Raw genomic sequence first — 22,518 nt, 5'->3', positions numbered from 1 at the left:
CCCTTCTCGGGGCGGTGGGAGCAGCAGTTTGGACGTCTGATCAGGGAGAATACATGCGAATACATCGATAACATTTCGATAACTGGGCTTGCTTTGCTGATGCTGGCGTTGCCAGAGTGAACCACTGGGTTTGGTGTTACTAGTGGGAAGGGAGGGGTGCCCCGTCCCGGGGCACCGACACCGCACATGAAGCCAAGCATCATCAGTACCGGTATCTGCGGCGCCGTCACGGCCGCCGTGGTGGTCACGCTGTCGGGGCTGACGCCCGCCGCGATCGCCGATCCGGCATCGCCGGATATCTCCACGAAACTCGCAGGCAAGACGATATTCCTCGACCCGGGTCATCAGGGCCCCAACCACGCCGAGAACTTGGCGAAGCAAGTCGGCAACGGTCGTGGCGGTACCAAGGATTGCCAGACCACCGGCATGACCACGATCAACGGCGTGCCCGAGCACACCATCAACTGGAAGGTAGCCGATCTGGTTCGGGCCGCCCTGCAGGATCTAGGCGCCAAGGTGGTGCTCAGCCGTCAGGACGACTCCGGATGGGGCGGCTGCGTCGATGAACGCGCGCAGGCCGCCAATGCCTCCGGCGCCGATGTCGCGGTGAGCATCCACGCCGATAGCGCGCCGGCGCAGGACCGCGGCTTCCATCTGATCGTGCCGCAGCTGCCGATCCCGGATCCGAGGGCCGATCAGGCCCAGTCCGGGCCGGGTCTCACGGCGACCAAGGCGGTGCGTGACGCGTATCTGGAGGCCGGATTCCCGGCCGCGAATTATGCGGGCGCACAGGACGGTTTGCAGACCCGCGCGGATGTAGCAGGTCCTGCGATGACCACCGTGCCCGATGTATTCATCGAGATGGGCAATGGCGCCAATGTCGAGGACGCCGCACTGCTGGAGAGTCCCGAGGGTCAAGTCAAGCACGCCCTGGCCATTACGACCGGCCTGGTCGGCTTCCTGCTCGGCGCGCAGCAGGCGATGACGGCACTGGGCACGATTCCGGCGCAGACCGGGTCGGGCGATCGGCCGGCCTCGGCTCCGCTATCGAATACACCGCAGGCACAGGCGGTTCCGCAGGCTCCCGCCGCAGTTCCTGATGGAGCACAGGCTTCGGTCGTTCCCGAACCCGCAGCGGCGCCGAATACCGCGGGGACGGCGCCGACCGCACCCGCATCGTTGAACCCGCCGCAGGGATATGCACAGGCACCGGGCTACGCAGAACTGCCGAGTTCGCCGGACACGCAGACACCGGGGTCGGCGCACTCCACCAGTGCTCCGCAAGCAGGCGCACCGCAGTCGCAGCGCTACGGGCTCTCGCCCAACGCACCGCAGTCGCAGCGCTACGGGCTCTCGCCCAACGCGCCGCAGTCGCAGGGCTACGGGCTCCCCAACACCCCACAGTCGCCCGGTTCGGGCCACACACCCGGTTCCCAGTTGTCGCCGGGCCAGACCGTCCCGGGCACGACCGGCACCCTGCCAGCACTCGTTGGCACGATTATCCAAATGATGCTGCCGTTGGCGAGGTCCCTCGGCCTGGACAACACCATGATCACCTCGGAACTGATCAACTTCGCCTACACCTTGGCCAGCACCCTGCTCGGCCCGACCAAGTAGCACGGCAGCCCGACTGTGGACATAGTCGCGAGCGGCCCGCATTGGGGCAACTACTGCGGAGCGAGTCTTACCGGGGACGTTCGTGGCCCGTCTCGCGTCCGAGTCATCGAAGCACATGCGCCGCAGGCGCGAGTCTCGACGGCTCGGACGCGAGGCCCCCGCCGCCCGACCACGACCCCTCATCGAATCGCAGGCGATGCCGACATTCATCGGCCGCGAATACGCAGCGTCGTAGGCGCTGCCAATAGACTCGGCCGGGTGGCTCAGCGGATTCCTGTTCTCATAGTCGCCGGGTTCTTGGGCTCCGGGAAGACAACGCTGCTCAACCATCTGCTGCGCAATAACCGGGGCACCCGGATCGGGGTGGTGGTCAACGACTTCGGGGCCGTCAATATCGATTCCATGCTGGTGGCCGGGCAGGTCGACGCGATGGTGTCACTCGGCAACGGTTGCGTCTGCTGCGCGGTAGACGTCGGTGAACTCGATGACTTGTTCACCAGGCTTGCGCAGCCGCGCGCCAAGATGGACGTGATCGTGGTCGAGGCCAGCGGACTTGCCGAACCGCGCAATCTGATCCGGATGGTGGTGGGCAGCGAGAACCCGCGCATCCGCTACGGCGGTTTGGTCGAGGTGGTCGATGCCGCGCAGTTCCCGGACAGTCGTGAGCGTCATCCGGAACTCGCCACCCATCTGCGCTTGGCGGATCTGGTTGTACTCAACAAAGCCGATCGGGTGTCGTCGGAGCGGCTGGACGGGTTGCGGCAGGAGATCACCGAGCTGATCGGGCAGGTGCCGGTTTACGCGACCACCCATGGCCGCATCGAGCCGGGCCTGCTGTTCGACGAGCCGCTGCGGGAAGTTCCGCGGGTCGCCGAACAATTGAGCTTCGACGAACTGCTCCACGACCACGATCACCACGACCATGCCGATCTTTTCGAACGACCTGCAAGCGGTCGCTACGGGCCGCACCGGCACCTGCACGATGATTACACCAGCGTGTCCTTCACCAGCGAGCGGGAATTGGATCCGCGCCGGCTGGTCGAATTCCTCGAGGATCCGCCGCCCGGACTGTTCCGCGCCAAGGGATTCGCGGCCTTCGGGGTCGCGGCCGAACGTCGAAAGTTCGTGCTACACATGGTCGGTCGCCACATCGTCTTCGAACCGGACTCCTGGTCGCGCGGCGAATCGCGCACGACCCGTTTGGTGCTGATCGGTGCCGGTCTGCCCGCCGATGCGGCACTCGCGCGGCTGCACGAGACCGTGCACACCGCCGCCGAACCGCTCGATCAGCAAGCCATGCTCGGCGTCTGGCGCTACACCCCGCACTGACCCTCGAAAAGTTTGGCGCGTTCTGCTCGAAGCTGGCGTGTTCGGTACTTGGCGCGGCGATCGCACGGACATAGAACTGAATATTGTCCCGCCGCGCGCGGCATGTGCGCAACGGAGCGAACGTGGCGCGTGCGGTGTCGGTTCGAGAACCGTGATCGACCGTATTTTGTCTCTACGACCGATTGGAGAGTTCCGTGTCAGAGACCTGGGAGAGTGCCACCGCGTACGTGATCGCCGCGTTGGAGGCCAAGGGCACCGCGACTCGCGACGATTTCGATGTGCCCGCCATCGTCGCCGCATCCCGAGATATCGCCGACAGCTGGGATTTTCGCGCCATTGAGGATTCGACCTTCTGGCGGATCGCGGCGACCTTCCTGAAGGTCTGATCGAGCCCGAGTGACCGTGCGCCGGATGCGGCACGGGGGATGCGGCGGATCAGACCGGCAGTTCCGATCGGTATCTGAGCTGGGTCATGGATCGACGGCGTGCTGCCCGCCGCATCGAACCCACATCCGAATATCCGAGCAGTTCGGCCTGACGCGATCGACTCAGGGTGACGCCATTCGCGCTCGCTTGTGCGAGGCGAGTATCCCGAGCCCGCTCCAATTCCATCCGCCACGTGGTGCCCGCCTCCATCAGCCGACGCTGTAGCGTCCGTGGACTGGTGGCGAGCCGGCGGGCCACCCGATCCAGCGATACCGCACCCTCGGCCATCGCCTCGGCCAGCGCGGTCGCCACTCGATCCGACCATGCGGTCGGCAAAGTCGGCGGTGGGGGCAGTGCGTCGGCGAGCGGCTGCAGCACGGTCGCCAGCACCGGATCGCTGGTGGTCAGCGGCAGTTCCATATCGGCGGCAAGGAAGGTCATGGCATCGACCGGTGCGTCGAATTCGATGGCGGCCGTACCGAATACCTCGATGAAGGTATCGAGTTTGTCCGGCGCCTGCTGCCGCAACGTCACCCGCAGCGGAATCAGCGGATCGCGGAGCACGCGTCGCGCGCGGCTGAGTACCGCGGTCAGTCCCCACAGTTGGGTGAGGTCACGGCCGCGACCATGGCCATCGATCATGTCCAGATAGAGCGTGACCTCGTGCTCATTCTCGGTGACCAGGTCGAAGCGGTGATTGGTGGTCACCGCGGCCACATACGGGCCGCAGGTGGCCAGGCCCGCACCGAGGGTCGGCGCGGTGGCGAACAGATAGTCGTAGAGGCCGAGGCTGCTGAGTTTGTAGCGGCTGGCCACACGCAATGCGACATTCGGATCGCCGAGCCCGTGTTCGCCCAGTTCCCAGAGTCGGGAGAAGGTGTGGCTCGGCAGGTGTACGTCCTCGCCGACCATGGTCCATTCGGGTAGGCCGGTCTCTCGGATCAGCCGATCTCGATCCAGTCCCGCATCGGTCAGCTGCGAGATGACAAATCTGTGCAGCAGCACCTGATCGGTTCCCAATGCGCCCCTCCTACCGCCGATCGACCTATCTCGTGCGGGGGAACGCTATCCCGCACATATTGAATCGTCAGTGAATTCGCGTCACAGTGCTGTTTCGGGCAACAACGGCAGGCGGTTACACCTTGTTGTGCACACACAATCGGGCCTTACCCGCAAGCGTTGACCCATTCCGAGAGGCCGTCGGCGAAGAGTTGGCGCTTCCAGATCGGCACCTCGTGCTTGATCCGATCCACCAATTCCGCACAGGCGGTGAAGGCTTCGGCCCGGTGTGGGGCGGCGACCGCGACGACGATCGCGAGATCGCCGATAGTCAACTGACCGATTCGGTGGACAGCGGCGACCGGGAGTCCGGAGCGCTCGGCGAGTTCCGCACAGCAATTTCGCAGGAACCGTTCAGCTTCCGGATGCGCCGAGTATTCCAAAGCGGAAACCGCTTGTCCGCCATCGTGATTGCGCACTTTGCCGGTGAAAACTACAACGGCGCCGTGCTCGGGTCCGGTCACCGCTGCCTCGACCGCCGCCGGATCGAGAGGTTCTGTGCTGATACCGGCCAGGCTTACGGTCGCGAATTCACTTGTTGTCATGGTTGCCGCCTCCGGCTACTTGCGCGAGCAGATGATCCAGCAGCGGCTCGAGCACCGCCATACCGTCTTTGACACCACCGGGGGAGCCGGGCAGATTCACCACCACCGATCGGCCCGCCAGTCCGGCCACCCCGCGACCGAGCGCGGCAAGTGGGAATTTCGCCGTGCCGCGTTGTCGAATCGCCTCGGCGACACCAGGTAATTCGCGATCCAGGACGGCCAGCGTGGCCTCGGGGGTCGCATCGGTGGGGGAGGCGCCGGTGCCGCCGGTGCTGATGACCAGCGACGGTTCGAATCGCAGGGCATCGGCCAAGCCGATATCGATTTCGGCGTCGGCGTAGATCAGCGGGCCGCGCACCGAGAAGCCGAGTCCGCCAAGCCACTCCGCGAGTACTGGACCGGTGGTGTCCACCCGGGTGCCGCATGCGGCGCCGGTGGATGCGACCAGGACGACCGCGGAGCGCTGATCGGGATCCGAGATCTCCTCGGGCGCAATGTCTTCCGTTTCGGTCTCTGGTTCGTCGGCGATCGCCGGAATGTCCACGGCTTCCTGCTCGGCGGCCCGCTCCCAATGTCCGTGTTTGCCGCCCTCTTTGCTGAGCAGCCGCACGCCGTTGAGCGTCGCGGCCGGGTCGACCGCCTTGACCATATCGTGCAGCGTGAGTCCGGCCACCGCCACCGCGGTGAGTGCTTCCATCTCGACACCGGTGGGGCCCTTGGTCTTCGCGCTCGCCTCGATCGTGATGGTGTCCTCGGTGAAGCCGAATTCGACCCGCACCGAGGACAAGGCCAGTTGATGGCACAGCGGAATGAGTTCGGAGGTCTTCTTCGCACCGGCGATACCGGCGATCCGCGCGGTCGAGAGCACATCGGCCTTCGGCATATCGTCGGCCCGGACCAGTGCGACCACCTCGGCGGTGGTTTGCAGCTCACCGGCCGCGACGGCGATCCGAGTGGTGTCGGATTTCGCGCTCACATCGACCATGCGGGCGCGACCTTCCCGGTCGACATGGGACAACTCGCTCATAACGACCACACTCGCACAGGCGCGCCGACCGGCAGCGAGGTGACCTCGGCAGGTACGTCGATCAGGACATCCGCCCAGGCCATGCCCGCGATGAGATGCGAACCCGGGCCGGAGACGACCTCGACGGCAGTCGGCCTGCGATGCAATCCGGGCGCCGCATCGTCTTCGCGCACCAGCTGTCCGCGCAGGAATTGGCGTCGTCCCTCGGGGGAGCGCACTGCACTGCGCAGCGGCACCTCGTAGATCTCCACCTCGGGCAGGCCCGCGATGTGACGCAGTATCGGCCGTGCGAACACCTCGAATGACACCATGGTGCTCACCGGATTCCCGGGAAAACTCAGCACCGGCACGCCGTTGACGACGGTAAGTCCTTGCGGCCCACCGGGTTGCACCGCGACCGAGCCGAATTCGCCGCCCAGTGGTCGCAATACGTCCTTGACCACCTCGAAATCGCCCTTGGACACCCCACCGGAGGTGAAGACGATATCGGCGGACTTCGTTGCGGCGGAAAGTAATGCGCGGAACTTCGCTGGATTGTCGGTACTGTGTGCCACCGAGACGACCCTGACGCCATTGGCGCTGAGCGCGGCCGCGAGGGCGATGCCATTGGAGTTGTAGATCTGGCCGGGGCGCAATGGTGTTCCGGCAGTGACCAATTCGTCACCGGTGGTGATGACCGCCGCCCGAATCGGCTGGAACACCGGCACATCAGGCAACCCGACCGCTGCCAGTGCGGCAATGTGACGCGGGGCCAGCGTGGTGCCCGCGCGAGCCAGTAGCTCGCCGGTGCGCACATCGGTGCCGGGTTCGCGCACGAACTCACCCGCTGTGCGGCCCCGTTCGACCGTCACCGTCGCGCCATCGCTGTGCGCATCCTCGACCGGCACCACACAATCGGCACCGGGCGGGATCGGCGCACCGGTCATCACCTTCATCGCGACGCCGTGCGGCAACGGAGTCTGCCCGGCCGCGCCCGCCGCGACCACCCCGACCAGCGGCAGTGTCACCGGCGTGACCACCACCGATTCGGCACGCACCGCATATCCATCCATCGCCGAGTTACGGAACACCGGAAGATCGACCGGCGCGTGGATGTCGTCGGCCAGTTGCCGGCCCAACGCCGCAGGCACCGGGACGGATTCGACCAGACGGGCGGCTAGCGGGCGCAGCAGCGCCTCGATGGTGTCCCGATAGGCGTCGACGGACCGGGCGGTGGCGGGCGGGCTCGGCCGGTGGCCACCGGAGGTGTCGGCACGCGAGGTCATACGGTCAGCCTAATCGCCTACCGCAGCGAGTTCTCTTGTCGTATCGCACGAACGCTCACCTGCTGAACTCGGGGTTTGTGAGCTCCAGATGGTGCGGTCCGCCCATGGCCACAGCGTGCGGACCGGTCATAATGGACTGGTGACGCTGGTCGAGATGGGGATTCCCGCCGTGCGGTCCAGGCTGCCCTCACTCGACGGGCGGCCCGACACGCCGTACCTGGTTGATCGATTCGGGCGCACCGCACGCGATCTGCGCGTATCGATCACCGAGAAGTGTTCGCTGCGATGTACCTACTGCATGCCCGAAGAGGGCCTGCCCGCGATCCCGCAGGATGAACTGCTGACCGTCGAGGAGATTGTGCGACTCGTCACGCTCGCGGTCCGGGAGTTGGGGGTGCGTGAGGTCAGGTTCACCGGCGGTGAACCACTGCTGCGTCGCGATCTCGAGCGGATCATTGCCGGCTGTCATGAGCGGGTGCCCGAGGTCCCGCTGTCCATGACGACCAATGGCGTCGGACTCGCCCATCGGGTCCGCGGTCTCGCGGCTGCGGGGCTGAGCCGGGTGAATGTCTCGCTGGATACCGTGGATCGGCTCGGCTTCGCCCGCCTGACCCGCCGTGATCGGCTCGAGTCCGTTTTCGCGGGCATTCGTGCGGCCAGGGATGCCGGACTGGCGCCGATGAAGATCAATGCCGTCCTGATGCGCGACACTCTCGCCGGTGCGCCGGATCTGCTGCGCTGGTGTCTGGACGAGGGCTGTGAACTGCGGTTCATCGAGGAGATGCCGCTGGACGCCGATCATGAATGGGCCAGGGCGAATATGGTGACCGCGGCCGAATTGCTCGACGTGCTCGGCACCCGGTTCACCCTGACCGAGGTCGGCCGGTCGGATCCGTCCGCTCCCGCGGAGAAATGGCTCGTCGACGGCGGCCCGGCCACGGTCGGCATCATCGCGACGGTGACCCGCAAATTCTGCGATACCTGTGACCGGACCCGGCTCACCGCCGACGGCATGCTGCGCTCGTGTCTGTTCAGCGATCAAGAATTCGATGTGCGCCAAGCGCTGCGCACGGGTGCCGACGACGATGAGATCGCCGCCATCTGGCGCGGCGCCATGTGGAACAAATGGGCGGGACACGGGATCGATGCCGAGGATTTCGTTCCGCCGGAACGCACGATGGGAGCCATCGGTGGTTGAGATCCGCTACTTCGCCGCGATTGCCGACGTCGTCGGCAAGGACCGGGAAATCCTGGACTTTCCAGCCGACGCCACCGTCGCCGACCTGCGCACCACCCTCGCCGAATCCTACGGTCCGGACCTGGACAAGATGCTCGCCGTCTGCGCCTACCTCGTCGGCGACGAACTCACCCGTGACCCGTCGGTCGCGCTGACGCCGCGCGTCGACGTCCTACCCCCCTTCGCCGGCGGCTGACCCCGACCCTTCAGTGCGGCTCCCCAACCATTGCCGCCGATGGTCATACGGCGGCCCCGCTCAACCACCATTCGACTACCGTCGGCGTTGGTCCTGCGCCGGTACCGAGGTGGCGGCTCTGGGAGCGCTCGGCGCGACCGTTCGCCTTACGTCGGTGGGGTTTGTGGGGCGGGGTTAGCATCGGCGCGCCAACGCATTTCGTTGCTCCATTGGAGGAGGCCGACCCTATGATCAAGCCGCCGACGTTGTCGCTGCATCCTGCGGTCCGTAAACAGCGGGAGATGCGAGCGGCCAACTTGCAGCTGCGGCTTGCCGATCAGATCACCAGATTTGCCGGGTCGATGCAGTTCGTGTACATCCACGCGGTGTTGTTCGCGGTCTGGATGCTGTGGTTGGAGCAGAGCCCGTGGCCGACGCTCACATTGATGGTCTCGCTGGAGGCGATCTTCCTGTCGACCTTCGTGATGATCGGTCAGAATCGGCAGGCGCAATTCCAGCAGATCAAGGCCGATCACGACTTCACCGAACAGGAGTTACAGCTCAAGAGCGATCTCGAGCTGACGAAGTCCATTCACCAGATGACCAAGGAACTGCACCGCAGGCTGATCGAGGAAGCGGACCGGAAGTAGGCCGTGAGTTCGGCCGGCAAGGGGCTCAGCGCCACCAGGTGTCGAGCGGGGTGACCGGGACGGTGCGCTTGTGCCTGGTATTCACGAAGATCGCTTCGAGCTTCTCGACGACCTCGGCGGTGACGTCCTTACCCTCCAGATAGTCATCGATCTCGCTGTAGCGCAGGCCGAGCGCCTCCTCGTCCGGCAGGGCGGGGCGGTCGTCCTCGAGATCGGCGGTCGGCACCTTGGACCAGATACTCGACGGTGCGCCGAGTTCCTGCAGCAGCGCCGCGCCCTGACGCTTGGTGAGGCCGGTGAGCGGGGTGATGTCGACGCCACCGTCGCCGAATTTGGTGAAGAAACCGGTGACCGCCTCGGCCGCGTGATCAGTGCCGACGACGAGCATATTTTCCTGCCCGGCGATGGCGTACTGGGTCACCATGCGTTCGCGGGCCTTGATATTGCCGCGGACGAAATCGCGCAGTTTGTCGACGCTCATCGCCGAGGCCACTTCGGCGGCAACGGCATTGGCGCCGGGGCGGATATTCACCACCACGCAGCGGTCGGGCTGGATGAACCGCAGCGCGATCCGCGCATCGGCCTCATCGGCCTGCACACCGTAGGGCAGTCGCACCGCGATGAACGCGGCATCCGCGCCCTCGGCACGCAGTTCCTCGATGGCGAGCTGGCACAGTCGTCCGGTCAGCGCGCTGTCCTGACCACCGCTGATGCCGAGTACGAAACCTCGTGCGGGACTTGCGCTCAGATAGTCCTTGAGAAAATCGACCCGGCGGCGCACCTCGAGCTTCGGTTCGATATTCGATTGGACGCCCAACTCGGCGATGATCTGTTCACGCAGGTTCCCCATGACGCATCACTCTACTGGCCGCGCCGAGATCACAACCCGTCGAACGAACGCCTCCCAGTTATCGCCGATCCGACAGCGGTCGTAACCAAGGACATGCATTTGATGCATCACCAAGGCGGCGCCGAGCAGACCCAGCAGACCATCGGCGACCAGCACCACATCGCCGTCGATGCGCGCCTGCCGCAGCAGCATCGTCACGTGCGCGCGCAGCAGTCCGTAAGGCGGGCCGGTAAATCGGTCGCCCGCCTCGCCGATCTCCGCCGCGCGATGCAGTTCGCCCGCGACCTCGATATCGAGTAGCCGGGCCCGGCCGAAGGCGACCAGTCGCTCCACCGGCGCCGCGCCCGGCCCCAGCGGTGGCGGTCCGAACATGAACTCTTCCTGGAACTTTCGCTCGGCGTGGTCCAACAGTGCGCGCAGCAGCCCCGACCTGCTGCCGAACCGTCGGAAGACGGTGCCCTTGCCGACGCCCGCGCGCTTGGCGAGCGCGTCCATGGTCAGGCTGTCCACGCCTTGTTCGCGCACGATCTCCTGCGCCGCGTCCAGGAGTAGCTGGCGGTTTCGCGCGGCATCGGCGCGTTCGTGATTTCCGGGCAGGGGCGCACCGATGCCGAGCAACGGGCGCTCGGGCATCGTTCCGTCCGGCATGGATGTGCTGTAGCTCACAGGCCTCTCGCGGTTCTCCCGGGAATGTAATCGGACCATGGTCCGGTTAGTGTAGGCAAAAGACCGGACATCACATTCAGTACACCAGGAGTCATCCATGAGCGAGCGAATCAACAACACGGCGCCCTTGGCGGACGGCGAAGCCGAGACTCGGACCCGCATCCTTACCCTTGTCGGCAGCCTTCGCGCCGCCTCGATCAACCGCAGGCTCGCCGAGGCCGCGGCTCAGACCGCCCCCGACGGCGTCGAGATCTCCATCTATGAGGGCCTTGGGGATATCCCGTTCTACAACGAGGATCTCGACGTGCCCGGCTCCGTACCCGCCGCCGCGCAGGCACTGCGTGACGCGGTCGCCGCATCCGATGGCCTGCTCCTGGTGACCCCCGAATACAACGGCAGCATTCCCGCCGTGCTGAAGAATGCCATCGACTGGGCCTCGCGCCCGTACGGCGCCGGGGCGATCAAGGATCGGCCGGTGGCGGTGGTGAGCGGTTCGATCAGCCCGAATGCGGCCAAGTGGGCGCACGGCGACGTGGTCAAGGCCCTTGGTGTCGCGGGCGCCCGGGTTGTCGAGACCGCCCACCTGCACTTCGCCGCTTTCGGTGAGCGGTTCGCCGCATCGCATCCGCGCGAGGATGCCGAGGCGCTGACGCAGCTCGGCGCGACCGTGCACGAACTGGTTCAGGCGACCGGCGAACTGGTGTCCGCCTGACCGTCGAGGTTCCGCCCGCAGGGCCGCCCCCGACTCCATGCGTGGGAGTAGGGGCGGCCCTTTTTCGTCCGTCGAAATAAGTTTGCTGAAAGGGCGCTACGGTACGAAATTGTGATCTGCGCCACTGTTGTGTCGGGTTGCGAATCGACCGTCCAGGTACTTACCGCTTGGGAATTTCATCGTTGTGACTCGCAACATGTCGTGTTTTATGACTCTGTCGGCCACTAGGTGTAGTGTCTTCCGTACTGGAAGACGGGATGAGATCAGCTTCGGCCGCGAGCGGCTGAGCAGGGGTTTCAGCTACCGCTCCAGGAGTTTGCGCAGGTACGTCGGATCAAGCACTGCATACGGATCACAGGCTGTGGATCAGGCATAGGAGAGAGGGACATCAATGACCATCACCGTGTACACCAAGCCCGCTTGCGTCCAGTGCAATGCCACCTACAAGGCGCTCGACAAGGCCGGGGTGGACTACGAAGTCATCGACATCTCCGAGAACGACGAGGCGCGTGATTACGTCATGGCGCTGGGTTATCTGCAGGCGCCGGTCGTCGTCGCCGGTGAGGACCACTGGTCCGGCTTCCGGCCCGACCGCATCAAGTCGCTCGCGACCGTGGCTGCCTGATCGTATTCAGCTTTCCGGTGTATCCGTTGGAAGGGGGAGGAGGTAGCCATGTCTACAGGGACAGCGCTGGTCTACTTCTCCAGCGCCTCGGAGAATACGCACCGCTTCGTCGAGAAGCTGGGACTCCCGGCGACTCGCATACCACTGCACACCGCTGACTCGCTGCGCGTAGACGAACCATACGTGCTGATCGTCCCCACCTACGGGGGCGGTCGGCACGTACTGGGGGGAAATAGATCCGATAAGGATTTCGTGCCGCGGCAGGTCGCCAAGTTCCTCAACGATCCGCACAACCGTGCGCTGCTGTGCGGCGTCGTCGCGGCGGGAAACACGAACTTCGGCGATACCTATTGCTATGCGGGCGAGGTGATCTCGCGTAAGTGCGGGGTGCCCTACCTGTATCGCTTCGAACTCATGGGAACCGCTGAGGACGTCGAGCGCGTCCGCGAGGGATTGGGATTGTTTTGGCAACAGCAACGACAGCACCGACCGGCAAGACAGCCCGCTTAGAGCAGGCGCCGGTCCGTACCGCCGAGACGGGCGAGGTCATGGACTACCACGCCCTCAACGCGATGTTGAACCTGTACGGCCCCGACGGCAAGATTCAGTTCGACAAGGACCGCGAGGCCGCGCACCAGTACTTCCTGCAGCACGTCAACCAGAACACCGTCTTCTTCCACAATCTGGACGAGAAGCTGGACTACCTGGTCGACGAGAACTATTACGAGGCAGAGGTTCTCGAGCAGTACAGCCGCGCGTTCATCAAGTCGCTGTTCCAACAGGCCTACGCCAAGAAGTTCCGGTTCCCGACCTTCCTCGGCGCGTTCAAGTACTACACCTCCTACACGCTCAAGACATTCGACGGCAAGCGCTACCTGGAGCGGTTCGAGGACCGGGTTTGCATGGTGGCGCTGACGTTGGCGGCCGGTGACGAGGTGCTCGCGAGCAAGCTGGTCGACGAGATCATCGACGGGCGCTTTCAGCCAGCCACCCCGACCTTCCTCAACTCGGGTAAGAAGCAGCGCGGTGAGCCGGTGTCCTGCTTCCTGCTGCGCATCGAGGACAATATGGAGTCGATCGGACGCTCCATCAACTCGGCGCTGCAGCTGTCCAAGCGCGGCGGCGGAGTTGCCCTGCTGCTCACCAATATTCGTGAGCACGGTGCGCCGATCAAGAAGATCGAGAACCAGAGCTCGGGTGTCATCCCGATCATGAAGCTGCTCGAGGATTCGTTCTCCTACGCCAACCAGCTGGGCGCTCGCCAGGGGGCGGGCGCGGTGTACTTGCACGCGCACCACCCGGACATCTACCGGTTCTTGGATACCAAGCGGGAGAACGCCGACGAGAAGATCCGGATCAAGACACTGTCTCTCGGGGTGGTGATCCCCGACATCACCTTCGAGCTGGCGAAGAAGAACGAGGATATGTACCTCTTCTCGCCCTACGACGTGGAGCGCATCTACGGCGTGCCATTCGCCGATATCAATGTCACCGAGAAGTATTACGAGATGGTCGACGACAAGCGCATCCGCAAGTCGAAGATCAAGGCGCGCGAGTTCTTCCAGACCATTGCCGAGCTGCAGTTCGAATCCGGCTACCCGTACATCATGTTCGAGGACACGGTGAACCGGGCCAATCCGATCGCGGGCAAGATCACCCACTCGAATCTGTGCTCGGAGATCCTGCAGGTATCGACGCCGTCGCTGTTCAACGACGATCTGTCCTATGCCAAGGTGGGCAAGGACATTTCCTGCAACCTCGGCTCGTTGAACATCGCCAAGACGATGGATTCACCCGATTTCGCGCGGACCATCGAGGTGGCGATCCGGGCGCTGACCGCGGTATCGGATCAGACGCACATCTACTCGGTGCCCTCGATCGAACAGGGCAATAACGAATCCCACGCTATCGGCCTCGGCCAGATGAATCTGCACGGGTACCTGGCTCGCGAGCGAGTGCGTTACGGGTCCGAAGAGGGTATCGACTTCACCAATATCTACTTCTATACCGTGGTGTACCACGCGATTCGGGCCTCGAACGTGATCGCGAAGGAGCGCGGCGCCTACTTCGGTGGCTTCCCCGAGTCCAAGTACGCCTCCGGTGAGTACTTCGACAAGTACACCGATCAGGTGTGGGAGCCGAAGACCGAACGGGTCGCGCAGCTGTTCGCCGATGCGGGCGTGCACATTCCCACACAGGACGATTGGCGTGAACTCGAGGCCTCGGTCATGGAGCACGGCATCTACAACCAGAACCTGCAGGCCGTCCCGCCGACCGGCTCGATCTCCTACATCAACCACTCCACCAGCTCGATCCACCCGGTGGCGTCGAAGATCGAGATCCGTAAGGAAGGCAAGATCGGCCGCGTTTACTACCCGGCCCCCTACCTCACCAACGACAACCTCGAGTACTACGAAGACGCCTACGAAATCGGCTACGAGAAGATCATCGACACCTACGCCGCCGCCACCCAACACGTGGACCAGGGCCTGTCACTGACCCTCTTCTTCAAAGACACGGCCACCACCCGCGACCTCAACCGCGCCCAGATCTACGCCTGGCGCAAGGGCATCAAAACCCTCTACTACATCCGTCTGCGCCAAATGGCCTTGGAGGGCACCGAAGTCGAGGGCTGCGTCTCCTGCATGCTGTGATTTGAGGCTCTGCGGCAACGGATTTTCCATTGCCGCAGGCCTATTTCAGCTTGAAGCGACCCTACTGACCCAGTTGCGCCCGGTCATCGTAAGGCTCAGCCGAAGAGTTGGAGGGGAGTTACTACGACGGTGAAGGTGCCTACGCACCAGAGTTTGATCAACTGCCAGAGGGTGGGGAAGGTGTTGTCGGGGTAGCGCAGGCGTAGGCCGAAGAAGGCCTTGCCGAGGGTTGTGCCGGTTATGCGCTGGATGAATGTGCGGTGCGCGAAAGATGTTGCGACCGCGGCGGTTACGGCCAGCGGAATGGCCTGCTCGGGGTCTGGGGAGTATTTGGTGATCGTGAGCCAGACAGCGCCGCCGATGGCCGCGTGCAGCAGCAGATCGATGGCGAAGGCGATGAGCATCGGCCATCTCGGCTCTTCGATGGTGCCGTCGGGGCGCGGCCGACCGGCGTTCAGCGACATCGAATCGTATTTTTTCGCTTCGGGTTTGCGTACCGGTTCGACAGAGCGCGGTAACCCGTTCGGGTCGTGTTCGAACCGCGACCGCGCAGCCGGAGGCGGCGTCGGCGCGTCTGCATAGCGGCCCGGATTGCCATGCGCCACAGATATCTCCCGAGTCATCGTGTCGTGAGCTGGTCGCCGATCATTGTGTCAGCGGTCCCAGTGGTGGGAAGTCCGAGGTCCACAGGCGCGGCGGCCTGCGGACCTCAGCAGTTACCGCAGGGCTGGGGCTATTTCGCGTTCGAAGAGGTCGATTCCACTGGTGTCGTAGGCGGCTTCGGGAAAGTTGAAGATGGCGTAGCCGAGGCCGAGGTCACCGACGGCGGACAGGCGCTCGGTGAGCTGTTCCGGGGTACCTACGGCAGGGGAGGTCCGGAGCATGCCGTCGACGAAGGATTTGGCCTGGTCGTCGCTGATCACCGTGGCCAAGCGCGCCTGCAGGGCCGAAAGGCGTTGCTCTACTTCGGCTTCGGTGGATCCAATGACCGCGTTGAAGTTCGAGGAGCGCACGATGGCATCGAAATCGGTCCCCACCTCGGCGCAGTGCGCGCGCAGGATCTCGGATTTGTGGGTGAATTCCTCGGGTGCGCCACTGAAGTTGGTGTACTGGGCATACTTTGCCGCGATTCGCAGCGTCTTCTTCTCACCACCGCCCGCGACCCAGATCGGAATACCACCCTTCTGCAATGGAAGTGGCCTCACGATCGCACCATCGACCTGGTAGTACTTACCGTCCAGTGTGGCCTTGCCCTCGGTCCAGGCTTGGCGGAAGATCTGCACACCCTCGTCGAGCCGGCCGAGCCGCTCACCCGCCGACGGAAACCCGTAACCGTAAGCGCGCCATTCGTGTTCGTACCAGCCGCCGCCGATACCCATCTCGACCCGGCCGCCGGAGATCAGATCCGTGGTCGCGGCGACTTTGGCCAGATATGCCGGATTGCGGTAGCTGATCGCGCTACACATCTGCCCCAGCCGAATGCGTGATGTGGTGGCCGCGAACGCTGCCATCAGCGTCCACGCCTCGTGCGTCGCCTCCTCGGTCGGCACCGGCACCGTGTGGAAGTGGTCGTACACCCATAGCGATTCCCAGGTATCTCCGGCATCCGCGCGCTGGGCGAGATCGCGCATCACCCCCCACTGCGCCGCCGGGTCGATATCGACCAAATCCAGCCGCCACCCCTGTGGAATGAAGATGCCGAAGCGCACAGATCTCTCCTTCGTGTGTTTACTCAAAACTAGCCGCCATGATCCTCGCGGGCTCGCCATGATTGGCGCAGAGTTCGACTCGGTCTGCGTCGAATCTCCCGCTGGCCGGAAGATTCGCTGGCGGCGCGGTGCGCTCCGGGTCATGCTGAAGGTCGATGAACAAAGAAAGACAACAGCGACTCGGCATCGACTTCGGCCGGGTCATTCAGGGTGCGGCCTTCGCGACGGGCGCTGCGGACACCGTATTTCTATCGGGGGGAATCGAGCAGGCACTGGCATCACCGCCGAGTACCGACGCGTTCGAGGTATTGGCGCGGTTGGTGCGTCGGTTCGAGGGCCAGGCATGGGTCATCTCGAAATGCGGGCCCCGGGTTCAGGAGCGCACCCTGCAGTGGCTCGACCACCACGAGTTCTACGACCGGACGGGCGTGCCGAAGGGCAATGTGCGGTTCTGCCGGGCAAGGGCGGATAAGGCGAAGCACTGCGCAGAATTGCGGATCACGCACATGATCGACGACCGCTTGGAGGTGCATCAGGCCCTACGCGATCTCGTACCGCATCTGTATCTGTTCGGTGTGCAGGAGGGGCCAGTACCAGAGTGGGTGGAGCACACGCCGACCTGGCCCGATGTCGAGATCGCCGTCGGCGCCACCTCGACATCCTGACACCGGATGTGGGTCCGGTCATATTCGAGCCAGATATCGTCGGTCTTTACGCGATTCGAGTGTGAACACCCGCGTCGCCGCATGTATCCTTCAACCGGAAGCTGTGCGGTCGGTCCGATCCGGCGGCGCATTCGAGTAATCCGCAGTGGTGGCAACGTTGAGGAGGTGGGGTTGCGATGCGCAGCGAACCTCCCAGTCGAAGGCCGCGCGGCGCCGCCCCTTCGTAAAACCGTACTGCAGTAGTCGGTCCCGGGGTTGGTGCCCGCGGTGTGACTTCGTTTTCGATTCACTCGCTTACTCGCCGTGTGCTGAGGACCCCCCATGTCGCAGACCGATCTCATCGAAGCACGTCCGACGCTGTCCGCATCCCTGCAGGACATCGTGGATACCCATCGTGTCGACGCCGCGCTCGACTGGCTCGACAACCAGCAGCCGCATGTCATAGCGGACGAACTCGCACGCATGGACGCCGTCCAGGCGGGCATCGCCTTCCGTCTGCTCGACAAGGATCTGGCGCTCGCCGTGTTCGAGGAACTCGAACCCGTTGACCAGCAACAGATTCTGGAGGGCCTGCGCGATCAGAGCTTCCGCGATCTGGTCGAGGCGATGGATCCCGACGACCGTGCCAGGATGCTGCGCGAGGCACCGGCCAAAGTCGCCAAGAAGGTGCTGGCCGGACTGAGTGCGCGCGAACGCCGGATGACCGCTTCGCTGCTCGGCTATCCAGAGGGCTCGGTCGGGCTGTACATGACGCCGGAAGTCGTTGCGTTGCCGCGCAATCTGAGCGTGCCGGACGCTCTGCAGACGGTGCGGATCAAGGGCATCAATGCCGAAACGGTATACACGCTGCCCGTCGTCGACGCCGGCCGCCGACTCACCGGCATTGTCGAATTGCGTGAGCTGGTACTGAGTCGTCCCGATGCGATGGTGTCGGATCTGGTCGTGACCGAGCCGACATTCGTGCGTGCGACCGACTCCGCCGAGAAGGCGGCGCGGCTGATGCGCGAAACCAATGTCATCAATCTGCCGGTCGTCGACAGTGAGGACCGGCTGGTCGGACTGCTCACCATCGATGACGCGGTCGAGGTCATCGAGGCCGCCGACAGTGAGGATGTCGCCAAGCAGGCGGGTTCGGCACCGTGGGAGGGCCACTACATGGCGGCCAAGGTGTTCCAGCTGGCCCGCTACCGCGCGCTGTGGTTGCTGCTGTTGCTGTTCGCGGCCACCCTGACGGTCAGTGTCACCGACTTCTTCGAGGGCACCCTCCAGCAGGCGGCGCACCTGGCGTTGTTCATACCGCTGCTGATCGGCGCGGGCGGGAATGCCGGTGCCCAGGCGGCAACCGCATGTGTGCGCGCGCTCGCCGTCGGCGAGGTGCGCGGCTCCGACCTGTTCAAGGTGATCTGGCGCGAATGCCGCGTCGGCCTGGTCCTTGGCACCATGCTGGCCACGGCGGGCGTCGCCATCGGCGCGCTGTTCGTCGATCCGGGCACGGCGCTGGTCGTCGGCATCACCCTGGTCATCATCTGCGGCTGGGCCGCGACCATCGGCGGCACCATGCCCTTGCTGGCCAAGCGATTCCGCATCGATCCGGCGGTCGTCTCGGCCCCGATGGTCACCACCCTCGTCGACGCCACGGGCCTCATCATCTACTTCACCACCGCCAAACTGGTCCTCGGCATCTGACCCGAATTACGTTGCGGCGACCGGGTTCCCGTCGTCTTCGGATGGCGGGGACTGCGTGTTCAGTCCGCTCTGGTGGCACCCGGCCCCACAGCTTGGGGCTACTTCTGCACCCCGACCCCGCGCCATCGCCGACCCGAGCGCAACCGACACGCACGTTGGACCGCGTACTCGGCATGACGACACCGCACTATCCCGGCGGCGGATGTGCAGAAAGCACAAAGCCCGCCTGAAAGTGTGTGCCCTCAGGACCTTTCCGGCCTCGGAGAGGCTTATTACCCTCGTACTCCATAGCAAGTCGAAAATGGTCGAGGTCATGGCTGCGGCTTTTGAACATTTCACGCGGCGGCGCGCTTCCGAATCGGGTGATCCGTATATGCCCGGACAGGGACGTGCGAGAGCTCACCGAGCGGTTCGGGGCCTGCGTGGCTCCACTCGAGGTGGCCGTCTCGACGGCACGGACGCCGTCCGAATTTCTTTTCCATGAATTACTTTCGTGGGCACGGTCTCCTGAGGAGGAATATGGGATCAACCACAGGAGATCTTCCGTCGGTCGCCCCGCTTCCTGGCCATGCACTCCCAGGGCTGGGAACTTCTGTCCCGGCACTATTAAGCTCATCGACGCCGCACTCGGAACGATCGAGACTTACCGGGGCGCCGACGCGGTCGCCGAGCAATCCTGATTGCCCAACGCCCCCATCCCATTCGACATGGAGTGGGTGTTGGACTCGCATACCGACCCGGTTCGCAACCAGACCGATCCGCAGGAGCCCGCGATGCACGACCCCGCATCCTCGACCACCGAGGTTCGGCGGACGTGATCGCAGCCGTCGTCGGCGGCGGACCCGATGGCTCGCCGCTGCTGTCCGCATACCCCGACACGATGTTGAAGGTCAACTGGCTGACGCTGCCGACCGTCATCCACCCCAACCAGCGAAGTTCGGCATTGCAGTATCGGCGGACAACCCATCGTTCGCCAGTCGCGCAGCGGGCGCGCCTATGAGCGCCTTTGCCAACTCGCCCCATCAGCGCCAGTTGTCCCGTGTCTCGGCCATGGACGATGCGGCCGCGGTCATAGCGGACATCGCAAGCACACTGAAGTCGCGGGAACGGGAGATCACCCAGGCGATGAGCGCCATGATCGCGCGAGAAATCGACCACCTCGACAACGACCCTCAATTGGAGGAAATGCTCGAGGCCAGTGTGCACGGCAACTTCACCACCGTCATCCATATCTTGGCCAACGATATTCCCGTCGACCATTTGCAGCCCGCCACCGCGGCCGTCGAAAACGCATTACGACTCGCCCAGCGCGAAGTTCCGCCCCATTCGCTGGTACGTGCGTATCACATGGGTCAGAACGACCTGCTGCGTCTGTGCCACGACGAGATCGATCGCCGCCACCTGCCCGCGCCACTCGCACTCGCCGTCGTCAAGAGGCTCACCGAGCTGGTCTCCACCTACGTCGACTGGATCACCCTGCACGTCTTGGACGCCTACGAGGCCGAGCGCAGCCGGTGGATGAACGCCCGCGGCAGCGTGCACTCCTCCACTGTGCATGCCGTACTGTCCGCGGACGCAGTCGATACAAGTGTCTTCGAGACCGAGACCGGCTACCTGCTCGGCCAAACCCATCTGGCTCTCATCCTGTGGCGCTCCGGCCATGATCAACCGAGCACCCTGAACCTCCTGGACACCCAGGTGCGGACGCTCGCCCGTGGCCTGCGCGCCGAGGGTCCGGCGCTGGTCACTGCCATCGACCGCCACACAGTGTGGGCGTGGTTACCGTTCGGCCACCGCCACCCGGTGATCGATACCACCGAACTGCACGCCATGGTGGATCCCGCCGACGGCGTGCGACTGACGGTCGGACTGCCCGGAGACGCACTCGGCGGATTCCGCCGATCTCATCAACAGGCCATTGCCGCATACTTCGTCGCCAGTGTTTCGGGGATCCATTCCTCGCACACGGTCATCGGCTTCGGCGATCCCGGTGTCGCCGTCGTCTCCTTGCTCGCCAAGGACCTGGACTCCACCCGCGCATGGGTCCGTGAAGTCCTGGGTGAACTGGCGGTCGACACCGATCAGGCAGCCACTCTGCGCCGCACCCTCAGCACCTACTACACCGTCAGCGAAAGCCATGTGCGCACTGCCCAAATCCTCACTCTGCACCGCAATACCGTCAAATACCGCATCACCAAGGCGATCGAGGCCACCCGCGCCGGCACCGCCCCACATGACAAACTCGATATCGCGCTGGCTTTGCAGGTCTGCCGCTTCCTCGGTGCCACCGTCCTGCGCCGACGGTCCTGATTATCCGCCGATCCTGCACGCACGGCACGCGGTGCTGAACCACCGGTAGAAAAGTGTTGCGAATATATCAAAATAAATGACGCTGGAATCATAGATTTCCGATGTGGGCGACTGCGGAAAGCGCAGCGAGTATTTCGGTCGGGCGGCCGATAATAGAGCGACCATCGGGGGCGATCTCCTTCAATCGAATTTCGTGGCCGTCGGCGAGATCAATCGCCGGGGTCGATTGGCATGACCGCCTGCGTTACGAAATTCTTTGTGATCCAAACTGATTCGATTTCGAGAAGGATAGTCTGTTGATTGAGGAACTGGTGCCGGTTCGCATTCTGGCCGGTGTCGCCGGACGCAGCCTCGCTCTTATGGCGGGGATGGTCAGTGGCACCGTGGATAGTTTGAATTCCAGGCGGGCGAAAATACTGGCGGATCGTGGTGTCACAGGGGCGACACCTATTCAGCCAGTCGTACTGGGTGTCAGCGGAGGGGCTATCGGTGCCGCCGCCGCGGCTTTGGGAATGAGTCGCACGCAGCTGCGCCAGATCGCCGTCGATCATCCGGCAAGCGAAGTAGTCGGCAACCGAAGCTTTCACGCGATGTTGACCAAACGCACGCTCTACCCCGATGCTCGCCTACGCGAACTCGCACATGCGGTTGTCGGCGATCGGACCTTCGCTGATTTCGTGCTCGAACCGAACGTGGCTCGGCGGCAGCCGTCGGGGATCGCTTCCTCGTTGATCATTCCGGTCTACTCGGGTGAGCACGGCACATTATTCCTTCCTCAGGATTTGCCGAAGCTGGGCTTGACCGATATGCCCGTCGCCGATGCGCTGGTCGCGGCGACACGGATACCGGGGGCCTTCCCTGCCGCCACCGCGCTCGATCACATCTTCGATGGCGGAACACACCATCGTGTCCCGTATGAGGTGTTCGAGTCTCATCCCGCGCTCGTCCTCGACCTCTACGGCCCTGAGCCGCACTACAGCCGCGGCGGGCTACTTCTTCCATTGGCCCATTCGTCACTGCCGATGATCCCTCGCCGCACACGACCTTTCCGTGACAAAAACCTTTGCGCACGAACCATTTTCGCCGAACTGCCATATGGGTCGGCGCTGCGGTCCCCGACGCGTTCACCGGAGGAGCTCTTCGACCACGGTTACGACATCGCGGCGACGTGGATCAACACCCGCACCACCGACCAACTCCTTGCCGTCGTCGATCCAGATGTACTCGGTGAGCCGATGCCGGTGTTACCGGCCGACGATGCCGTGGCGCTCGGTGCGCGGCAATAACGCGAACGCTCCATTAGAAAGGATG

The 22,518-nt window shown here is 64.2% G+C and carries 24 protein-coding genes; 15 read left to right on the top strand and 9 right to left on the bottom strand.

All coding sequences use genetic code 11. The features are described from left to right. Positions 1-186 precede the first annotated feature (186 nt). The 3 genes from ACQP2U_RS32640 (at position 187) to ACQP2U_RS32630 (ending at position 3,332) form a co-directional block, all read left to right on the top strand. Entirely contained in the window at positions 187-1,617 is a 1,431-nt protein-coding gene (locus tag ACQP2U_RS32640; RefSeq protein ID WP_433710978.1) for an N-acetylmuramoyl-L-alanine amidase, read from the top strand. Between the two features lie 258 nt (positions 1,618-1,875). Next, on the top strand, positions 1,876-2,946 hold the full coding sequence (locus ACQP2U_RS32635) for a CobW family GTP-binding protein (protein WP_433710976.1): 1,071 nt from the start codon (positions 1,876-1,878) through the stop codon (positions 2,944-2,946). A 194-nt stretch (positions 2,947-3,140) separates the two neighbouring features. After that, entirely contained in the window at positions 3,141-3,332 is a 192-nt protein-coding gene (locus tag ACQP2U_RS32630) for a hypothetical protein (RefSeq protein WP_433710975.1), read from the top strand. Between the two features lie 49 nt (positions 3,333-3,381). On the opposite strand, the gene ACQP2U_RS32625 is transcribed toward ACQP2U_RS32630, so the two are convergent. The 4 genes from ACQP2U_RS32625 to ACQP2U_RS32610 all read right to left on the bottom strand — a co-directional run bounded on the left by ACQP2U_RS32625 (position 3,382) and on the right by ACQP2U_RS32610 (position 7,268). Next, positions 3,382-4,392, bottom strand: a complete 1,011-nt coding sequence (locus ACQP2U_RS32625; protein ID WP_433710974.1) for an AraC family transcriptional regulator ligand-binding domain-containing protein — start codon at positions 4,390-4,392, stop codon at positions 3,382-3,384. Positions 4,393-4,538: 146 nt separating this feature from the next. Then, positions 4,539-4,976 (bottom strand): molybdenum cofactor biosynthesis protein MoaE, encoded by a 438-nt coding sequence (locus ACQP2U_RS32620; RefSeq protein ID WP_433710973.1) that lies wholly within the window; start codon positions 4,974-4,976, stop codon positions 4,539-4,541. Continuing rightward, positions 4,963-6,003, bottom strand: a complete 1,041-nt coding sequence (gene moaCB / locus ACQP2U_RS32615; RefSeq protein WP_433710971.1) for a bifunctional molybdenum cofactor biosynthesis protein MoaC/MoaB — start codon at positions 6,001-6,003, stop codon at positions 4,963-4,965. Before moaCB ends, ACQP2U_RS32620 begins: the two co-directional genes overlap by 14 nt. Beyond that, positions 6,000-7,268, bottom strand: a complete 1,269-nt coding sequence (locus tag ACQP2U_RS32610; protein WP_433710970.1) for a molybdopterin molybdotransferase MoeA — start codon at positions 7,266-7,268, stop codon at positions 6,000-6,002. Before ACQP2U_RS32610 ends, moaCB begins: the two co-directional genes overlap by 4 nt. A 154-nt stretch (positions 7,269-7,422) precedes the next feature. Between ACQP2U_RS32610 and moaA the strand changes: the two genes are divergently transcribed. The 3 genes from moaA to ACQP2U_RS32595 all read left to right on the top strand — a co-directional run bounded on the left by moaA (position 7,423) and on the right by ACQP2U_RS32595 (position 9,330). Then, on the top strand, positions 7,423-8,466 hold the full coding sequence (gene moaA / locus ACQP2U_RS32605) for a GTP 3',8-cyclase MoaA (protein WP_433716652.1): 1,044 nt from the start codon (positions 7,423-7,425) through the stop codon (positions 8,464-8,466). Further along, positions 8,459-8,701, top strand: a complete 243-nt coding sequence (locus tag ACQP2U_RS32600) for a MoaD/ThiS family protein (protein WP_397035295.1) — start codon at positions 8,459-8,461, stop codon at positions 8,699-8,701. The genes moaA and ACQP2U_RS32600 overlap by 8 nt, the downstream gene beginning before the upstream one ends. Positions 8,702-8,928: 227 nt before the next feature. Then, positions 8,929-9,330 carry a DUF1003 domain-containing protein gene (locus ACQP2U_RS32595; RefSeq protein WP_433710969.1) on the top strand — a complete coding sequence of 134 codons (402 nt, stop codon included), beginning with the start codon at positions 8,929-8,931 and terminating at the stop codon, positions 9,328-9,330. Between the two features lie 25 nt (positions 9,331-9,355). Here ACQP2U_RS32595 and nadE read toward each other — a convergent pair whose 3' ends face one another. After that, the gene (gene nadE / locus ACQP2U_RS32590; protein WP_433710967.1) at positions 9,356-10,180 is read right to left on the bottom strand and encodes an ammonia-dependent NAD(+) synthetase; all 825 of its coding nucleotides are present in this window, start codon (positions 10,178-10,180) and stop codon (positions 9,356-9,358) included. A gap of 6 nt (positions 10,181-10,186) precedes the next feature. Then, positions 10,187-10,828 (bottom strand): TetR/AcrR family transcriptional regulator, encoded by a 642-nt coding sequence (locus ACQP2U_RS32585; protein WP_433710965.1) that lies wholly within the window; start codon positions 10,826-10,828, stop codon positions 10,187-10,189. Between the two features lie 115 nt (positions 10,829-10,943). On the opposite strand from ACQP2U_RS32585, the gene ACQP2U_RS32580 reads away from it, so the two are divergent. From ACQP2U_RS32580 to nrdE, 4 genes are all read left to right on the top strand, one after another. After that, positions 10,944-11,558: an NAD(P)H-dependent oxidoreductase gene (locus tag ACQP2U_RS32580; RefSeq protein WP_433710963.1), complete on the top strand. Its 615-nt coding sequence runs from the start codon at positions 10,944-10,946 to the stop codon at positions 11,556-11,558. Between the two features lie 391 nt (positions 11,559-11,949). Beyond that, a complete protein-coding gene (locus ACQP2U_RS32575; RefSeq protein WP_040693941.1) occupies positions 11,950-12,183 on the top strand; it encodes a redoxin NrdH in 234 nt (77 codons plus the stop codon). A gap of 48 nt (positions 12,184-12,231) precedes the next feature. Then, positions 12,232-12,693, top strand: coding sequence for a class Ib ribonucleoside-diphosphate reductase assembly flavoprotein NrdI (nrdI, locus tag ACQP2U_RS32570; RefSeq protein WP_433710961.1), 462 nt, complete (start codon positions 12,232-12,234; stop codon positions 12,691-12,693). Positions 12,694-12,731: 38 nt separating this feature from the next. Further along, positions 12,732-14,837, top strand: coding sequence for a class 1b ribonucleoside-diphosphate reductase subunit alpha (gene nrdE / locus ACQP2U_RS32565; RefSeq protein ID WP_433716651.1), 2,106 nt, complete (start codon positions 12,732-12,734; stop codon positions 14,835-14,837). A gap of 95 nt (positions 14,838-14,932) precedes the next feature. Here nrdE and ACQP2U_RS32560 read toward each other — a convergent pair whose 3' ends face one another. Then, complete coding sequence (locus ACQP2U_RS32560; protein ID WP_397035289.1) at positions 14,933-15,301, bottom strand: RDD family protein; 369 nt, start codon at positions 15,299-15,301, stop codon at positions 14,933-14,935. A 252-nt stretch (positions 15,302-15,553) separates the two neighbouring features. Beyond that, on the bottom strand, positions 15,554-16,546 hold the full coding sequence (locus ACQP2U_RS32555; protein WP_433710959.1) for an LLM class F420-dependent oxidoreductase: 993 nt from the start codon (positions 16,544-16,546) through the stop codon (positions 15,554-15,556). Positions 16,547-16,701: 155 nt separating this feature from the next. Between ACQP2U_RS32555 and ACQP2U_RS32550 the strand changes: the two genes are divergently transcribed. From ACQP2U_RS32550 to ACQP2U_RS32535, 4 genes are all read left to right on the top strand, one after another. After that, complete coding sequence (locus ACQP2U_RS32550; RefSeq protein WP_433710958.1) at positions 16,702-17,211, top strand: hypothetical protein; 510 nt, start codon at positions 16,702-16,704, stop codon at positions 17,209-17,211. Between the two features lie 321 nt (positions 17,212-17,532). Then, positions 17,533-18,897: a magnesium transporter gene (mgtE, locus tag ACQP2U_RS32545; RefSeq protein WP_433710957.1), complete on the top strand. Its 1,365-nt coding sequence runs from the start codon at positions 17,533-17,535 to the stop codon at positions 18,895-18,897. An 814-nt stretch (positions 18,898-19,711) separates the two neighbouring features. Continuing rightward, entirely contained in the window at positions 19,712-19,897 is a 186-nt protein-coding gene (locus tag ACQP2U_RS32540; protein WP_433710955.1) for a hypothetical protein, read from the top strand. Beyond that, complete coding sequence (locus tag ACQP2U_RS32535) at positions 19,894-21,207, top strand: PucR family transcriptional regulator (protein ID WP_433710954.1); 1,314 nt, start codon at positions 19,894-19,896, stop codon at positions 21,205-21,207. Before ACQP2U_RS32540 ends, ACQP2U_RS32535 begins: the two co-directional genes overlap by 4 nt. A 209-nt stretch (positions 21,208-21,416) precedes the next feature. On the opposite strand, the gene ACQP2U_RS32530 is transcribed toward ACQP2U_RS32535, so the two are convergent. Next, positions 21,417-21,758 (bottom strand): hypothetical protein, encoded by a 342-nt coding sequence (locus ACQP2U_RS32530; RefSeq protein WP_433716811.1) that lies wholly within the window; start codon positions 21,756-21,758, stop codon positions 21,417-21,419. Here ACQP2U_RS32530 and ACQP2U_RS32525 point away from each other — a divergent pair. After that, entirely contained in the window at positions 21,720-22,493 is a 774-nt protein-coding gene (locus tag ACQP2U_RS32525) for a hypothetical protein (RefSeq protein WP_433716650.1), read from the top strand. The genes ACQP2U_RS32530 and ACQP2U_RS32525 overlap by 39 nt on opposite strands. Positions 22,494-22,518 lie beyond the last annotated feature (25 nt).

Origin of the sequence: Nocardia sp. CA-084685, assembly GCF_050955785.1 — a bacterium.
In the GTDB taxonomy this organism is placed as follows: Bacteria; Actinomycetota; Actinomycetes; order Mycobacteriales; family Mycobacteriaceae; genus Nocardia.
This window is presented reverse-complemented; position numbering and strand designations above follow the sequence as displayed.

What these genes read in the sequence shown, in the direction of transcription:
- ACQP2U_RS32530 (WP_433716811.1), bottom strand. Translation starts at nt 21,758, where the DNA reads ATGATCGACGGCGATCTGGCGCAGCTGCGTGCGACTCATTCCCAAAGC.
- moaA (WP_433716652.1), top strand. Translation starts at nt 7,423, where the DNA reads ATGGGGATTCCCGCCGTGCGGTCCAGGCTGCCCTCACTCGACGGGCGG.
- ACQP2U_RS32640 (WP_433710978.1), top strand. Translation starts at nt 187, where the DNA reads ATGAAGCCAAGCATCATCAGTACCGGTATCTGCGGCGCCGTCACGGCC.
- nrdE (WP_433716651.1), top strand. Translation starts at nt 12,732, where the DNA reads ATGGACTACCACGCCCTCAACGCGATGTTGAACCTGTACGGCCCCGAC.
- ACQP2U_RS32535 (WP_433710954.1), top strand. Translation starts at nt 19,894, where the DNA reads ATGAGCGCCTTTGCCAACTCGCCCCATCAGCGCCAGTTGTCCCGTGTC.
- nrdI (WP_433710961.1), top strand. Translation starts at nt 12,232, where the DNA reads ATGTCTACAGGGACAGCGCTGGTCTACTTCTCCAGCGCCTCGGAGAAT.
- ACQP2U_RS32525 (WP_433716650.1), top strand. Translation starts at nt 21,720, where the DNA reads ATGAGTCGCACGCAGCTGCGCCAGATCGCCGTCGATCATCCGGCAAGC.
- ACQP2U_RS32575 (WP_040693941.1), top strand. Translation starts at nt 11,950, where the DNA reads ATGACCATCACCGTGTACACCAAGCCCGCTTGCGTCCAGTGCAATGCC.
- ACQP2U_RS32580 (WP_433710963.1), top strand. Translation starts at nt 10,944, where the DNA reads ATGAGCGAGCGAATCAACAACACGGCGCCCTTGGCGGACGGCGAAGCC.
- ACQP2U_RS32595 (WP_433710969.1), top strand. Translation starts at nt 8,929, where the DNA reads ATGATCAAGCCGCCGACGTTGTCGCTGCATCCTGCGGTCCGTAAACAG.
- ACQP2U_RS32550 (WP_433710958.1), top strand. Translation starts at nt 16,702, where the DNA reads ATGAACAAAGAAAGACAACAGCGACTCGGCATCGACTTCGGCCGGGTC.
- moaCB (WP_433710971.1), bottom strand. Translation starts at nt 6,003, where the DNA reads ATGAGCGAGTTGTCCCATGTCGACCGGGAAGGTCGCGCCCGCATGGTC.
- mgtE (WP_433710957.1), top strand. Translation starts at nt 17,533, where the DNA reads ATGTCGCAGACCGATCTCATCGAAGCACGTCCGACGCTGTCCGCATCC.
- ACQP2U_RS32610 (WP_433710970.1), bottom strand. Translation starts at nt 7,268, where the DNA reads ATGACCTCGCGTGCCGACACCTCCGGTGGCCACCGGCCGAGCCCGCCC.
- ACQP2U_RS32560 (WP_397035289.1), bottom strand. Translation starts at nt 15,301, where the DNA reads ATGTCGCTGAACGCCGGTCGGCCGCGCCCCGACGGCACCATCGAAGAG.
- nadE (WP_433710967.1), bottom strand. Translation starts at nt 10,180, where the DNA reads ATGGGGAACCTGCGTGAACAGATCATCGCCGAGTTGGGCGTCCAATCG.
- ACQP2U_RS32620 (WP_433710973.1), bottom strand. Translation starts at nt 4,976, where the DNA reads ATGACAACAAGTGAATTCGCGACCGTAAGCCTGGCCGGTATCAGCACA.
- ACQP2U_RS32585 (WP_433710965.1), bottom strand. Translation starts at nt 10,828, where the DNA reads ATGCCGGACGGAACGATGCCCGAGCGCCCGTTGCTCGGCATCGGTGCG.